General features: G+C 40.8%; 20 protein-coding genes. All 20 read left to right on the top strand.

The features are described from left to right. The first annotated feature begins 112 nt into the window (after positions 1-112). Complete coding sequence (locus SMIDD26_RS03770) at positions 113-424, top strand: hypothetical protein (protein ID WP_061439016.1); 312 nt, start codon at positions 113-115, stop codon at positions 422-424. A gap of 52 nt (positions 425-476) precedes the next feature. Continuing rightward, positions 477-644: a hypothetical protein gene (locus SMIDD26_RS12195; RefSeq protein ID WP_167747464.1), complete on the top strand. Its 168-nt coding sequence runs from the start codon at positions 477-479 to the stop codon at positions 642-644. Between the two features lie 153 nt (positions 645-797). Further along, positions 798-1364 carry a phage scaffolding protein gene (locus SMIDD26_RS03775; RefSeq protein WP_061439018.1) on the top strand — a complete coding sequence of 189 codons (567 nt, stop codon included), beginning with the start codon at positions 798-800 and terminating at the stop codon, positions 1362-1364. A 25-nt stretch (positions 1365-1389) separates the two neighbouring features. Then, entirely contained in the window at positions 1390-2304 is a 915-nt protein-coding gene (locus SMIDD26_RS03780; RefSeq protein ID WP_061439019.1) for a hypothetical protein, read from the top strand. 15 nt (positions 2305-2319) lie between these two features. Continuing rightward, positions 2320-2559, top strand: a complete 240-nt coding sequence (locus SMIDD26_RS03785; protein ID WP_061439021.1) for a hypothetical protein — start codon at positions 2320-2322, stop codon at positions 2557-2559. A 17-nt stretch (positions 2560-2576) separates the two neighbouring features. After that, a complete protein-coding gene (locus SMIDD26_RS03790; RefSeq protein ID WP_061439023.1) occupies positions 2577-2930 on the top strand; it encodes a hypothetical protein in 354 nt (117 codons plus the stop codon). 1 nt (position 2931) lies between these two features. After that, positions 2932-3288, top strand: a complete 357-nt coding sequence (locus SMIDD26_RS03795) for a hypothetical protein (protein ID WP_061439025.1) — start codon at positions 2932-2934, stop codon at positions 3286-3288. Further along, a complete protein-coding gene (locus tag SMIDD26_RS03800) occupies positions 3275-3703 on the top strand; it encodes an HK97 gp10 family phage protein (RefSeq protein ID WP_061439027.1) in 429 nt (142 codons plus the stop codon). Before SMIDD26_RS03795 ends, SMIDD26_RS03800 begins: the two co-directional genes overlap by 14 nt. Then, positions 3693-4115 carry a phage tail terminator family protein gene (locus tag SMIDD26_RS03805; RefSeq protein WP_061439029.1) on the top strand — a complete coding sequence of 141 codons (423 nt, stop codon included), beginning with the start codon at positions 3693-3695 and terminating at the stop codon, positions 4113-4115. Before SMIDD26_RS03800 ends, SMIDD26_RS03805 begins: the two co-directional genes overlap by 11 nt. Continuing rightward, a complete protein-coding gene (locus SMIDD26_RS03810; RefSeq protein WP_061439030.1) occupies positions 4102-4302 on the top strand; it encodes a hypothetical protein in 201 nt (66 codons plus the stop codon). Before SMIDD26_RS03805 ends, SMIDD26_RS03810 begins: the two co-directional genes overlap by 14 nt. Further along, complete coding sequence (locus SMIDD26_RS03815) at positions 4302-5585, top strand: phage tail sheath subtilisin-like domain-containing protein (protein ID WP_061439032.1); 1284 nt, start codon at positions 4302-4304, stop codon at positions 5583-5585. The genes SMIDD26_RS03810 and SMIDD26_RS03815 overlap by 1 nt, the downstream gene beginning before the upstream one ends. A gap of 18 nt (positions 5586-5603) precedes the next feature. Then, a complete protein-coding gene (locus tag SMIDD26_RS03820) occupies positions 5604-6068 on the top strand; it encodes a phage tail tube protein (protein WP_049512708.1) in 465 nt (154 codons plus the stop codon). Positions 6069-6086: 18 nt separating this feature from the next. Continuing rightward, positions 6087-6488: a phage tail assembly chaperone gene (locus tag SMIDD26_RS03825; protein WP_061439172.1), complete on the top strand. Its 402-nt coding sequence runs from the start codon at positions 6087-6089 to the stop codon at positions 6486-6488. Positions 6489-6656: 168 nt separating this feature from the next. After that, positions 6657-7442: a tape measure protein gene (locus tag SMIDD26_RS13480; RefSeq protein WP_167747465.1), complete on the top strand. Its 786-nt coding sequence runs from the start codon at positions 6657-6659 to the stop codon at positions 7440-7442. Beyond that, complete coding sequence (locus SMIDD26_RS03835) at positions 7429-9096, top strand: tape measure protein (RefSeq protein WP_061439036.1); 1668 nt, start codon at positions 7429-7431, stop codon at positions 9094-9096. The genes SMIDD26_RS13480 and SMIDD26_RS03835 overlap by 14 nt, the downstream gene beginning before the upstream one ends. Before the next feature lie 14 nt (positions 9097-9110). Next, positions 9111-9773 (top strand): LysM peptidoglycan-binding domain-containing protein, encoded by a 663-nt coding sequence (locus tag SMIDD26_RS03840; protein ID WP_061439038.1) that lies wholly within the window; start codon positions 9111-9113, stop codon positions 9771-9773. Beyond that, the gene (locus SMIDD26_RS03845) at positions 9770-10735 is read left to right on the top strand and encodes an XkdQ/YqbQ family protein (protein WP_050390750.1); all 966 of its coding nucleotides are present in this window, start codon (positions 9770-9772) and stop codon (positions 10733-10735) included. Before SMIDD26_RS03840 ends, SMIDD26_RS03845 begins: the two co-directional genes overlap by 4 nt. Then, positions 10736-11032: a DUF2577 family protein gene (locus tag SMIDD26_RS03850; RefSeq protein WP_000451988.1), complete on the top strand. Its 297-nt coding sequence runs from the start codon at positions 10736-10738 to the stop codon at positions 11030-11032. It abuts the gene before it with no gap. Further along, positions 11029-11427 (top strand): DUF2634 domain-containing protein, encoded by a 399-nt coding sequence (locus tag SMIDD26_RS03855; protein ID WP_000106741.1) that lies wholly within the window; start codon positions 11029-11031, stop codon positions 11425-11427. The genes SMIDD26_RS03850 and SMIDD26_RS03855 overlap by 4 nt, the downstream gene beginning before the upstream one ends. Next, a partial coding sequence (locus SMIDD26_RS03860; RefSeq protein ID WP_167747466.1) for a baseplate J/gp47 family protein occupies positions 11424-12137 on the top strand: 714 nt, incomplete at its 3' end. The genes SMIDD26_RS03855 and SMIDD26_RS03860, both read left to right, overlap by 4 nt.

A 12137-nucleotide genomic window follows, 5' to 3' on the forward strand; every position in this document is an offset into this window, starting at 1 on the left:
CTCTTATCTGATGTCTCTAGCATGTATTCTACAGACAGCAAGCCAACAAATAAACAAGTGGAAGCACTGAAAAAAATCGGAATAAAATTATTTATGAGAGAAGGTGATAGATTTGTTCGAATTAAATAATATAATCGGGTTAGATATTGCAAGGAAAAATGTGCTAGTAACCTTAGTGGACGGACGTTGCGCTTTGGTTGATTTGAAAAGAAGGGTTTTTGTTGTTGAAATCTTGTTAGATTCTTTTTACAAATGGATGGAATTTCCTAATTCTCCAAGTGAGGACGATATAGATACTGTAAGAGAAATACTGCAACATCCGGAAAATGTAGGTTATGGGCCTTTAGCTGAAAAATACATGTTGAATCCTAAAGTAAAAAGCGATTTCGACAAAATGAAAAAAGAAGCTGGATATAATTACTAAGAGCACCTAGAGAAATCTAAGTGCTTTTTTCGTACTCAGAAAGGTATCTAAAATGAAAGTTAAAGAAATTTGTAAAATAATGAGTGAAGAAAACTATATTCACGTATATCACGAAAACAAGTATTTGGAAGGAGATTCTCCTATTGATTTTTTGGATTGTGAATTAGAAGTTAAAGATATCTATGTAGGAACTGCCGAAGATATTGTATTAGAAACCTAACCGCATCGAAATCGAGGCGGTTTTCTTATGCTCTAACCGTATGGAATCCCGTACGGTTTTCTTTCGCCCTGGGCATGGCGTTAAAAGGCTTTTTTACTTTACCAAAATGCCGTGGTCGTTGCCACGTTAAACAAACGTACAGGAGGAAAAGAAATGAATCGTAAATTTTTGGAACAGTTAGGATTGACTGAAGAACAAGTTGAAGCAGTTATGTCTGAACATGGCAAATCAACACAGGACCTACAAGCGAAGGTGTCTGCTGCAGAAGACAATGCCAAGGGCTTGCAAGACCAGTTGAAAGAGCGTGATAAGGACATGAAACAGCTCAAACAAGACGCTGAGGGCAATGCTGACCTACAACAAAAATACTCAGACTTGGACAGCAAGTACAAGACACAACAGAAGGAACATGAACAACAACTCAAGACAATGCAACTAGATCATGCTATTGAAATGCACTTGAGTGGTAAGGTTCATGACGCTGGAATCGTGTCTAGTCTACTAGATAAGTCTAAATTGGGATTAGGTGACAACGGAGTAGTGACTGGATTAGATGAACAGTTGACGGCTTTGAAGGAATCTAAAGGCTTTTTATTTGCTCCAGAAAAGGCTGTAGAACCACATATCGCTGGTGCTAAACCACAAGGGGCAACACAAGAAGAAACAGTTGCTAATGACCTGACAACGCAGATGATTAATGCGTTTACGTCAGATCTATAATCAAAAATAGAAAAGAGGAACAGATATGCCAGCAACATTGAACTATGCACAATCTTATCAACAAGGTTTGCAAAAACGCTACAGTGAAAACGGATTGTTATTCACTAACAAACTTTGGAACTCTCCATCAAACACGCTTTTGAAGTTCACAGGAGCTAAAGAAGTGAAAGTACCACGTCTTTTGATTAAAGAAGGACGTAAAGATCGTACACGTCGCACGATTACGAATATTGACGCTAACTATGAAAACCAATGGGAAACATACACATTGACTAATGAGCGTTACTGGTCAACACTAGTAGACCCATCAGATGTTGATGAAAATAACTATGTTACTTCCATTGCTAACATTACTAAAACATTCAACGATACTGAAAAAGTCCCAGAAATGGATAAATTCATGGTATCTAAATTATTCTCACGTAAGAAAGCACTTGATACAGAAAGTAAACAAATTAAGTCATTGAATTTGACCGAGGAAAACTTCCTCGCAACATTTGATGAATTGATGGAACAAATGGACGAAGCTGGCGTACCAGCTGAAGGTCGTGTTATTTTCTGTACACCAGCAGTTAAACGTATGATCAAGAACATCAAGCAATTTGGTCGTACTGTTAATATCCACGGTCAAGGTACAGTTATTGACCGTTCTATTGGTCGTTTGGACGATGTGACGATTGAGCCATCTATTCCATCTGACCGTATGAAGACCTTGTACAATTTCACCAATGGAGCTAAGGTTGACCCAACTGCTAAACAAATCCATTTCTTCTTGATTCATATTCCATGTATGGCAGCGCCACAAAAATATGAATTTGTAGGACTTGACGCACCAAGCGCTTCTTCAAGCGGCAACTACTTGTACTACGAACAATCTTACGATGATGTATTGCTATTCCAGACTAAACATGAAGGTCTAGCCTTTGTCGTCGCGCCTTAAAGAGGGGGATAGAAAATGATAACAGTAAAAAAAGACAATCGTGTACTAGATATTGATGAACTAGAAAAAGTAACCTTCCTTGAAGATGGTTACGATGTGGTTGAAATCAAAGATGGTGAGTATGTAGTCGTAGAGCCAGCAACTAACGGACGTACTTATACTATTCAAGAGTACAAAGCAGTAGTTGCTGAACGTGACCAAGCTCTAGCTGAACTTGAAAAACTATCTAAGAAATCCACTAAGGACGATAAGTAGAAAGAGAGGTTCTGCTGATGGAGAAGAGAATATCGGAAGAGATTCAAAAGCATAATGAAGATGCTAGACAAGCCTTGATTGACTTGTACGAACAACGTTATTTAGGCTATCCAGAAGAGTTAGTGGTCGATGAAGTTATGCAGAACATTCTTAACTACTGTAATCGTGAGGATTTTCCTTTAGAGTTGCGATTTGTGGCCATGCAGATGGTTTATGTTGTTTGTAATCCTGACCAAGCTGTCCAAGGCAAGAATATTTCCGTTGGAGATACTCGTGTCGAATTGGGGAAGTCAGACCTTGCCAGACGTGCTGAAAGTGTCTTATTAGACTTTACCAGTCAGCTACAGCGGTTCAGAAAGTTGAGGTGGTAGGATGAATATCAATGATGTTCTATCTCAGGCAACACCAAGCATTGAATGGACCTATGATAAAAAGATGGATGTGTTTGCTACTGTCGAGGGTACGAAACCCAACGGAGCTGATTTTGTAGAATTCAAAGAAATCCACAAGAAGGTTCCCTGTCGTATCTCTGTTCGTAACTTAGTGAATACAGAGCAGAACGAAGCGCACCAACTCAAGACAGAACACAAGATTTTCTGTTCGCCTAAATTTGCTATCAAAGCTGGTAGTAAATTGGTCGTAGATGGTGTTCAGTACCTGACCAGTGAAGACCCGATGGTCTATGTCACACATCAAGAAATTGTGGTGAGACGACATGAGTGGCTATGATGATAGTGATGTTCAAGAGTTCTTAAAACGCCTTGAACGGGCTCAGGCAATTATTGATTCTGAGTTTATGCAGGCTGCTAAAGATATCGGCCTAGCCTTTTTGAAAGAGGTTAAGGAACGAACACCAAAGGGCTTAACAGGCAAGTTAAATCAATCGTGGAAGATGGAAGTGACCAAAAACGGAAACGTGTACGAGGTTATCGCATTTAACCCTATGGAGTATGCTTCTTTCGTCGAAAGTGGACACCGTCAACAAGTAGGGCGTTATGTCCCTGCAATTGGTAAGCGCTTGGTCAATCCTTGGGTAGAAGGGCGCTTCATGATGAGACTGACAGAAGAACAGATTAAACAAAAAATCCCACAAATCGCGCAACAAATCGAAGAGAGGCTAAAGGAGGAGCTAGGTGGATTATAGTATTAGACCACTCGTCATTAAGCAACTCAAAGATGTGTTTGGGTGCAAGGTGTATGATGAACAAATCCAGCAAGGATTGAAAACACCTTGTTTTATTGTAGATGTGAAGCCTGTGACTCGCAAACGGTTGGCAAACCAAAACGATAAGCAGGTTTTTATTGTCTTGCTGCATTACTACACCGAAAAAACAACAGACTTATACCAAAAGTTTGAAGAGATTGAAATGGTGTTTAATTCGCCTTCTTTTCGTTATTTGGGGGATAAGTACCCTATCAATGACTTGAAGATGGAATACAATGCCAATGACTTGATATGCACATTTACAATCACTCGATACGTACGATGGGTTGAAGAAGAACCAAGAATGCAAATATTAGAAAGGATAGGTGAAACTTCTCATGGAAATGAATGAAGAACTAGGTTATGTAACCGAACCAGTGGTACCAACCACTGAAGATAAATTTGGCAAAGAGGCATTACTCAAGTATTTTGAAGATGATGCAACTTTGTTAAACATTTTGCTGGAAGATGACCAGTCATACTCACTAGCAGAAGTAAAACGCATTTTAGAAGACTGGAGAAAGGGAGTGGCTAACTAATGGCACAATGGAGAGTACAGAATAAACGAGTTCCAAAGGCCTACATCAATTTCGTATCAAGAGATGATGTGATTATTCCTTTGGAAGACAATACGATTGCAGCAGTTATGATTGCTGGATCTTGGGGAGAGCCTGGTGCTTTTACCCTTGTTGACGGTACAAGCAACTTCCGCCGACTATTTGGCAAACCGATTGACGAACTTCTTCCGATTCGTGAAGCCTTGAAAGGAACTGGTAAGGTTCTTGTCTACAACGGTGTGAACAACACTGGGCTACAGGCAACGAAAACAGAAAGCGATATGGTCGTTACAGCGAAATACAAAGGATTGGCTGGTAACCATATTCATGTTATCTTCAAGAAACAAGTCGAGACTGGCTTTGAAGTGACGACTGTTTTCTTTGGAAAAGAAGTTGATAAACAAATCATCACAGCCTTGCCATTTAAGAATGACTACGTGAATGTAACGGGCACTTTAACAACAGAAGATAAAACAATCTTGCTTGAAGGTGGTACTGATGGAGCTACAACCAATTCAGAGGTTGAAGATTTCCTAAATGCACTCGATACTCAAGACTTCCGTGTCTTGGCTCTGGGTACAGATGAAAGTGCAACAAAAGCGCTTGTTACGGCTCATATCAAGAAATGGCGTGACGCTGGTCGTTCAGTTATTGCAGTATTGAACGATTACACGGACGCTGATGATGAAGGTGTTGTATCAGTCGGTAACGGGGTTACATTAAGTGATGGTACGAAACTAAGCGCTAAGGACTGTGTATACTTCGTAGCTGGTAAGTATGCAGGGGCTGGCTTGCAATCCAATACATTCAAGTCTTATCCAGGCGCTATCGACTGTGAGCGTAAGAACGAAGCAGAGGCTGAAAAGCTCATCAATAAAGGTCAGCTTATCTTTGCTTATCGAAATGAAAAAGTTATTATCCTGTCAGATGTGAACTCATTTACTAGCTATACGGCAGAACACAGTCGTATCTTTGGTAAGAACAAACTTGTCCGTACCATGGATAATATCAATACCAATGTCAAGTATATCTTTGAGAACTACTTCATCGGTAAAGTGCCAAACAACGTGAATGGTCGTGAGTTGTTTAAACAGCGAATCATCACAATGGTCCTTGACCCACTTGCTCAAAAGCAAGCATTGGAGTATAAAGCCAAAGATATTGAGATTTCACAAGGTATCACAAAAGAATCCGTCGTGGTAAACTTGCCAGTTGTCTTGACGGACGCTATGGAAATCTTGTACATGACGGTTATCTGTGATTAAGAAAGGAGAAACTAGCTAATGGCTATTATGAACCAATTGGATGCTTTGTCTGCTAAAGAAGGAACGGTCTTCTTTACAATCAATGACAAGCAATACGAACTAGCAGAGCTTATCTCGCTAGAAGCGAAGGTTGAATATACAAAAGCTGATGTTACCCCTCTCAACTCTCGTATGAAGGGTGGTAAGATTGTCGGTGCAGAAGGTACAGGTTCGTTGAAGATGTACTACCACCGCCCAGAATTAAAGACGATGGCTTTAAACTATGTCAAACAAGGTATTTTGCCTCGTATCGATATCAAGTGTACAAACGAAGACCGCACATCTCGTGCAGGTCGCTATACCATCGTTTTGAAAGGGGTTCTGTTCAAAGAATCGCTTATCTTTAAACTTGATGGATCAGCAGATGAGGTCATTGACGAAGAAACGGACTTCACATTCCAAGATTTTGATATCTTATCAGAATTCCAAGAAATTACATACTAACACAAGGAGGAAATAGTGGTGAGTGGATTAAAAGCATTTTTGAAACAAAATAAAAAAGGGGAAGAGACTAAGGATGTCTTGCTTCCTTCTTTTGAGGAACCAGTTAAAATTCGAGTGTTGAGCGCCCGTGAAGCGGACTTAATCAATGATCGTTGCTTTGTCAATAAGCCTGGTCGTAATGGACGTCAAGAGCGTGTCTTTGACGGTGTTAAATATAACCGTGAAATCTGTATTGCGTCTATCGTGGTTCCTGACCTTAACGATAAAGAATTGCAAGATTCGTATGGAACAATGGGAGCTTCTGAGTTATTCGGTACTATGTTTAATTGGGGCGAAAGCGCCTTGATTTTGGAAGCTGTGACCGAACTCAGCGGTATCAACCAAACATTCCAAGACAAGGTTGACGAGGCAAAAAACTAATAAAAGAGGACGCGGAGGCACAACTTGCCTACTTCGCCCTCGTAAACTATTACATTCGCCCTAGTGAATTTGTGAATATGGATGTAGAAGAAAAAGCCTTTTTCGCTGCAGTCATGCACGAAGAGGCGAAACAACGTAAAAAAGCAATGAAGAAGTGAGGTGATTCTATTGGCAAATATACAAACAACCATGTCTTTGACCGATAGAGTCACAGGCACTTTAAATAAAATCTATGCGACTATGGAGCGTGTCAAAAATGCAGGTTCTGGCATAGATAAAGCCATGAAGGCGCAAGAGTCCGCTATGAAAAAAGCTGGTGATTCTGGTCAATATTTTGTCAATAAAGCTGGGCGAGTCGTTGATGTCAACGGTAGGTTTGTCAACAGTGCAACTCTAGCAGCTACAGGACTAAAAAAAGAAGAACTGGCTCTAAGAGATTTAGGGAATGCTTCGAATAACGCTTCTAACAAATTAAGTAGGTTAGTATCTTTGAAAGGCTTGCTAAAGACTGCTTTAGCTAGTATTGCAGTCGTTAAAACTGCCAAACAAGCTATAAATATGTCAGACGAATATGCCAACATGCACGCTCGTTTAGATATGATCCGTGATGGTACGCAGACGACAGAGCAACTACAAAAGTCTATTTATACATCCGCACAACGTACAGGTTCAGCCTATACAACCATGGCGAACGGTGTAGCTAAGATGCGGATGCAGGCTGGCGATGTTTTCCAAAACAACAGTGAGACAATTGCCTTTTTGGAAACTATGAACAAGTCCTTTGTGGTCGGTGGCGCAAGTATCGAAGAACAAAAAAGCGCCATGCTTCAGCTTACTCAGGCTATGGCTAGTGGTAAGTTGCAGGGTGACGAGTTGCGTTCTCTAGCTGAAACTTCACCAGCCTTAATCCAAGCTATTGCAAACAAGCTAGGCGTTAGCCGTGGGCGAGGTTAAGAAACTTGGAGCAGACGGGAAGATTACGGCCGATATTGTCAAAACAGCCATGCTGGAAGCAAGCGATACGATTGACAAGCAATTCCGCAATATGCCCCTAACTTGGGGCAGGGCATGGCAGAACTTCCTGAACTTTGTGACCAAGGCACTTGAGCCAATATCGATTAAGATAAATCAGATAGTGAACTCGTCAGCTTTCCAACAATTTGCCCAGATTGTAGCCACGGTGCTTCAATATGTCGTCCAAGCCGTTATCTTTGCCATGGATATGATTGGGGCTGTTTGGAGTATGTTGGCGCCGATTGCTCAATTTGTGGCTGATAACTGGTCTGTCATTCAACCGATTATTATTGCTGTAGCAATCGCTATTGGTACTTATATAGTCGCAATGAACGCAGCAGAAATCGCCACTAAACTATTTAGTATCGCTACCAACGTGGCTAAAACAGCAATGGCTGGTTTTAATGCAGTTATGGCAATGAATCCAATCATGTTAATTGTAATGGCAGTCATCATTCTTATTGGTCTATTTTATGCTTTGGTAACATGGTTTAACAATCTTACTGGCGCAGCTGTATCAGCTACAGGAATCATCATAGGGGCTATATTTTACCTAGGAATGACCATTTGGAATATACTTCTTAGTATTGCCAATGCAGCTATCTGGGTGATTAATATGATGCTACAAGGCGTCTTTTGGTATGTTAATACCGCAATAGCATTCTGGATGTTTCTCTATCAGGCTATCTTAACTATTTTAATAGGTATTTTAGACTTTATCGACTGGTTTGTTACTGGTGCTGTTAACTTATGGAACGAGATGTCTTTCCAAGTTCAAAGCGCTTGGTACGATATTGCCCAAGGTGGCCGTGATATGGCGGTCGCTATCGCTGGATTTGTAGACAGCATGGTCAATAGTGTTATCGGTGCAGTCGAGGGCATGATTAACTCTGTTCTTGGGGGCTTTAATAAAATGATTGGCTTCTTAAATGGGTTCGGTCTAAATCTAAGCGCTGTTGGAACGGTTTCTCTTGGTCGGACGAACTTTGCCGGTGATATTGCGAACGCCATTGACAGCATGGAAAAACCAGTCAAGAAGACTTTTGAAGGACTGCACTTGGCAGATGGTCTGAAACAACATAAGGCTAGCTTAAGTACTCCGCACCTTGACGCTCCGCAAATTGGTTATTTAGAGGGAGGGAGCGTTCTTGGAGCCTTTAATAACGGCTATAAATTCGGTCAAGGAATTGATAAGGCTGTCGGTGGTTTCTTCAAAGGAGCTGGCGATGCCAATGGTGCAGGAAATAATTTCTTGGGCGACCAAGGCACTACACCTTACGAACTAAGCCCAGCAAGTTCAGTCCCTGGACAAGGCGACGGAGGACAAGGCGGTGGTCACAATCCTACAGGTGGTAAATTAGACAAAGTCGGCAAGATTGAAGACGAAATCAAACTGGACGATGAATACATCAAATTGATTAAGGACGTTGCGACCATGAAGTGGCAACAGAACTTTATTACCTTGAAACCAGAGATTGTCACCAACATTGACTCCATTAACAACGCTGGCCAGTATGCTAATGTATTGGATGATTTGAATGCAACCATTGTAGACGCTTTGAATAACGGCGCTGACGGCCTTATGGCTTACTAGGAAGGAGGTAGCAGATGTTTATATTTATCGAAGGCATTAAATTGCCAGTGAATCCAGAAGAAATCAAACTGGAGGACAAGCAAGGAATTGAGACAGTCGCTATCATCGATACTGGTAACGTTCCGCTTGTCGGAAATCCAGAGCTTCAATCGATTGAGTTTGAATCTTTTATTCCTAGTGGAAGGTACGATGGGAACTACCAACGAAATAGCCGTGTTTCTCCAGAATCCTTTGTCTCCTCTATTCGTAAATTTAAGACGGAAGGCACTCCTATTCAACTCATGATTGGGGGTGCTTTTGGTTCTGCTATTAACGGGAAATTTCTAGTGGAACAGTTTGATGTCTCTACCAAGACGGGATATGAAGATGACCTGATTTATAAGATTAAGTTCTTACAATATCGGTCTCACAAACCACGAAAGGTCACCATCAAAGACAAGCAAGCACTTGAGGCTACTAAAAAGAAACCGCAAGCGAAAGCTACGGAAGAACGTAGTGCCACAACAGAGAAACCTGCTCAAAAAAGCCATACGGTTGTGAGCGGTGATACACTGTGGGGAATTGCTCAGACATTTTACGGAGATGGCAGCCGATATACTGAAATCTACGAAGCCAACAAAGACAAAATCAAAGACCCTCATTGGATTTATCCTGGACAGGAGTTTGTGATACCATGATGCAATTATTCTATCAGAACAATAAAACTGGAGATACATGGGATTTAGCAACTGTGTCTGAAAAAGTTGAGTTCAAGACAACTAGAAAAGGGTCAGCTTGGAGCGTGGAGATTACCTTATACAACTCTACAAAAGTAGCCTTTGAATACGGTTCTCCACTTGCTTTTAAGCTAGATGATAAAGAGGTATTCTTTGGTTATTTGACCAAAGTCAAGTACGAAAAAGACACCAAAACAACCTTGACTTTCCATGACCAGATAAAGTATTTGCTACGCAATATCAACTTTGTCGCCAAGGATAAAAACGTCAATCAAATCGTCTCGGCAATCGCAGGAGATTTTGATTTGAAGATTGGGGAACTAAAAGCCCCAGCCGTGACCTTATCGCCTCAATTGAAGGAAGATAAGAAGGCTCTGGATATTATCCAAGAGGCCATGGATGAGACCTTGGTACAAAGTGGAGAATTGTTGGTTTTGTATGACAAGTTCGGAGAGTTGACACTAACGACTCCGAAAAACTTACCAATCCAGTACATTATCGGAAATGAATCCTTTATGTCTAGCTTTGAGTTTGAAGGTTCGATTGAGGATAGTGCTAATATTGTCCGCTTGATCCAAGAGAACAAAGAAACCAAAAAGAGAGAAGTCTACATCTATCAGGACAGCTACAATATCGGTGCTTGGGGAAAACTCCAGTATATGAAAAAAGTAGACGAGAAAGCGACTGAGGGGCAAATCAAGCAATGGGGCGAAATGCTCTTGAAGATGAAAAACCGTCCAAAAGAAACGTTCAGTCTGAAAGCTGATATTGGAAGTATTGACTTTTTAGCAGGTCATGCAGTCTATGTGGATGTTAAGGATATTGAGAAGAAGGGATGGTATGTCATTGAAGAGGCAACTCATTCCTTCAGTGCAGAAAAGCACACGATGGAAATTAAATTATTTATGGCAGGAAGTGAGTAGATGGAAGTAATAGAAAATCTAAAGAAATTGATTAGTAATTTCATTGAAAATCGTCAGTTTGCCAAGATAACAACTGGTGTAGTTTTATCGGTTTCTCCACTAAAAATCCAGTTGACCAATGAGTTGATTTTAGATGATTCCATGCTTGCTGTTACCTGGACCGATGAAACATTGGATCCTGAGTACGTAGGCCAAACCCTTCATCTCATCAGACAAGATGGTGGAGGGTTTTATTATGTCTTGTACAAGAAGATATTCCACTACAAGCGCAAAGTGAAAGGAGGTTCTGATGAATGAGTACTCCTAAAACAAACTTTTTAAACATCGCTAAAAATGTTGTCGAAGCTAAGAAACAGCCTAGCTTAACACTAGATGAAACCAATATCTTGCTAGAAACAGATGGTATCCACGCTCTGAAGCAATCAATCAGACGCATGCTGACAACTGAACGGTTCATCTATACGATTTATGACCATCGGTACGGTGTTGAATTAGATGCTCTATTTGGTGGGGATATGGACTATGCCCAAATGGATATCGCACGGCGCATAAAAGAAGCCTTATATGAAGACGACAGGATTCATGAGGCTCACTCTTTTTCTACCAAGGTAAAGAAAGATGAGTTTTATGTGCAGTTCATGGTTGATAGTGATTTTGGAACATTTGAAATGGATTTGGAGGTGAAACGATGATAAAGGTAAAAACATATCCAGAAATTTTAGAGGATATGCTGGCCTTGTTTGATGATAAGTATGACAAAAGACAAGGATCTGTCTTGTACAATCTAGTAGCGCCTGCTGCTCGAGAAGTTGCTATTCAGTATACGGTCTTAAAATCGTATGAGGAAGTCAACTTTTTAGATACAAGCACTGGAATTTTCTTAACTCGTTTGTGTAGGCAGTTCGGAGTTGAACGCTTGCCAGCCACGGCATCAGTTCGATTGGTTCAATTCAAACAGGAAATTCCACTCGGAACCCGTTTCAGTGTGGTTAATAGTGAGTATAATTTCCGTGTCTTAGAACGTCGCTCTGGATTTGAGTATAGCGTAGTAGCTGAACAAGTCGGAAATGCTCCCAATTATGTAAGAGGTCAACTCATCAATATTGATGTGTTGAATGGTTTTAAAGGGGCAGAAATCGGCTCTGTTATCGTCGTAGGAGAAGACGAAGAGACGGATAAACAACTCCGTAAACGGACTATTGAGTACTTGAAAACACCGACTTTGAACGGGAATATTGCTCAATATAAAAAATGGGCAAGTGAGTTTGTTGGTGTTGGTTCGGCCTTGGTAGAGCCACTTTGGAAGGGTGAAAATACAGTACGTGTATCTATTACGGATGCTGACGGTAACGAAGCTAGTTCAGAGCTGGTAAATAAGTTCAAGAATTACTTGGATCCTGAA

Origin of the sequence: Streptococcus mitis (assembly GCF_001579035.1) — a bacterium.
Lineage (GTDB): Bacteria > Bacillota > Bacilli > Lactobacillales > Streptococcaceae > Streptococcus > Streptococcus mitis_J.

What these genes read in the sequence shown, in the direction of transcription:
- SMIDD26_RS12195 (WP_167747464.1), top strand. Translation starts at nt 477, where the DNA reads ATGAAAGTTAAAGAAATTTGTAAAATAATGAGTGAAGAAAACTATATT.
- SMIDD26_RS03775 (WP_061439018.1), top strand. Translation starts at nt 798, where the DNA reads ATGAATCGTAAATTTTTGGAACAGTTAGGATTGACTGAAGAACAAGTT.
- SMIDD26_RS03780 (WP_061439019.1), top strand. Translation starts at nt 1,390, where the DNA reads ATGCCAGCAACATTGAACTATGCACAATCTTATCAACAAGGTTTGCAA.
- SMIDD26_RS03785 (WP_061439021.1), top strand. Translation starts at nt 2,320, where the DNA reads ATGATAACAGTAAAAAAAGACAATCGTGTACTAGATATTGATGAACTA.
- SMIDD26_RS03790 (WP_061439023.1), top strand. Translation starts at nt 2,577, where the DNA reads ATGGAGAAGAGAATATCGGAAGAGATTCAAAAGCATAATGAAGATGCT.
- SMIDD26_RS03795 (WP_061439025.1), top strand. Translation starts at nt 2,932, where the DNA reads ATGAATATCAATGATGTTCTATCTCAGGCAACACCAAGCATTGAATGG.
- SMIDD26_RS03800 (WP_061439027.1), top strand. Translation starts at nt 3,275, where the DNA reads ATGAGTGGCTATGATGATAGTGATGTTCAAGAGTTCTTAAAACGCCTT.
- SMIDD26_RS03810 (WP_061439030.1), top strand. Translation starts at nt 4,102, where the DNA reads ATGGAAATGAATGAAGAACTAGGTTATGTAACCGAACCAGTGGTACCA.
- SMIDD26_RS03815 (WP_061439032.1), top strand. Translation starts at nt 4,302, where the DNA reads ATGGCACAATGGAGAGTACAGAATAAACGAGTTCCAAAGGCCTACATC.
- SMIDD26_RS03820 (WP_049512708.1), top strand. Translation starts at nt 5,604, where the DNA reads ATGGCTATTATGAACCAATTGGATGCTTTGTCTGCTAAAGAAGGAACG.
- SMIDD26_RS03840 (WP_061439038.1), top strand. Translation starts at nt 9,111, where the DNA reads ATGTTTATATTTATCGAAGGCATTAAATTGCCAGTGAATCCAGAAGAA.
- SMIDD26_RS03845 (WP_050390750.1), top strand. Translation starts at nt 9,770, where the DNA reads ATGATGCAATTATTCTATCAGAACAATAAAACTGGAGATACATGGGAT.
- SMIDD26_RS03850 (WP_000451988.1), top strand. Translation starts at nt 10,736, where the DNA reads ATGGAAGTAATAGAAAATCTAAAGAAATTGATTAGTAATTTCATTGAA.
- SMIDD26_RS03855 (WP_000106741.1), top strand. Translation starts at nt 11,029, where the DNA reads ATGAGTACTCCTAAAACAAACTTTTTAAACATCGCTAAAAATGTTGTC.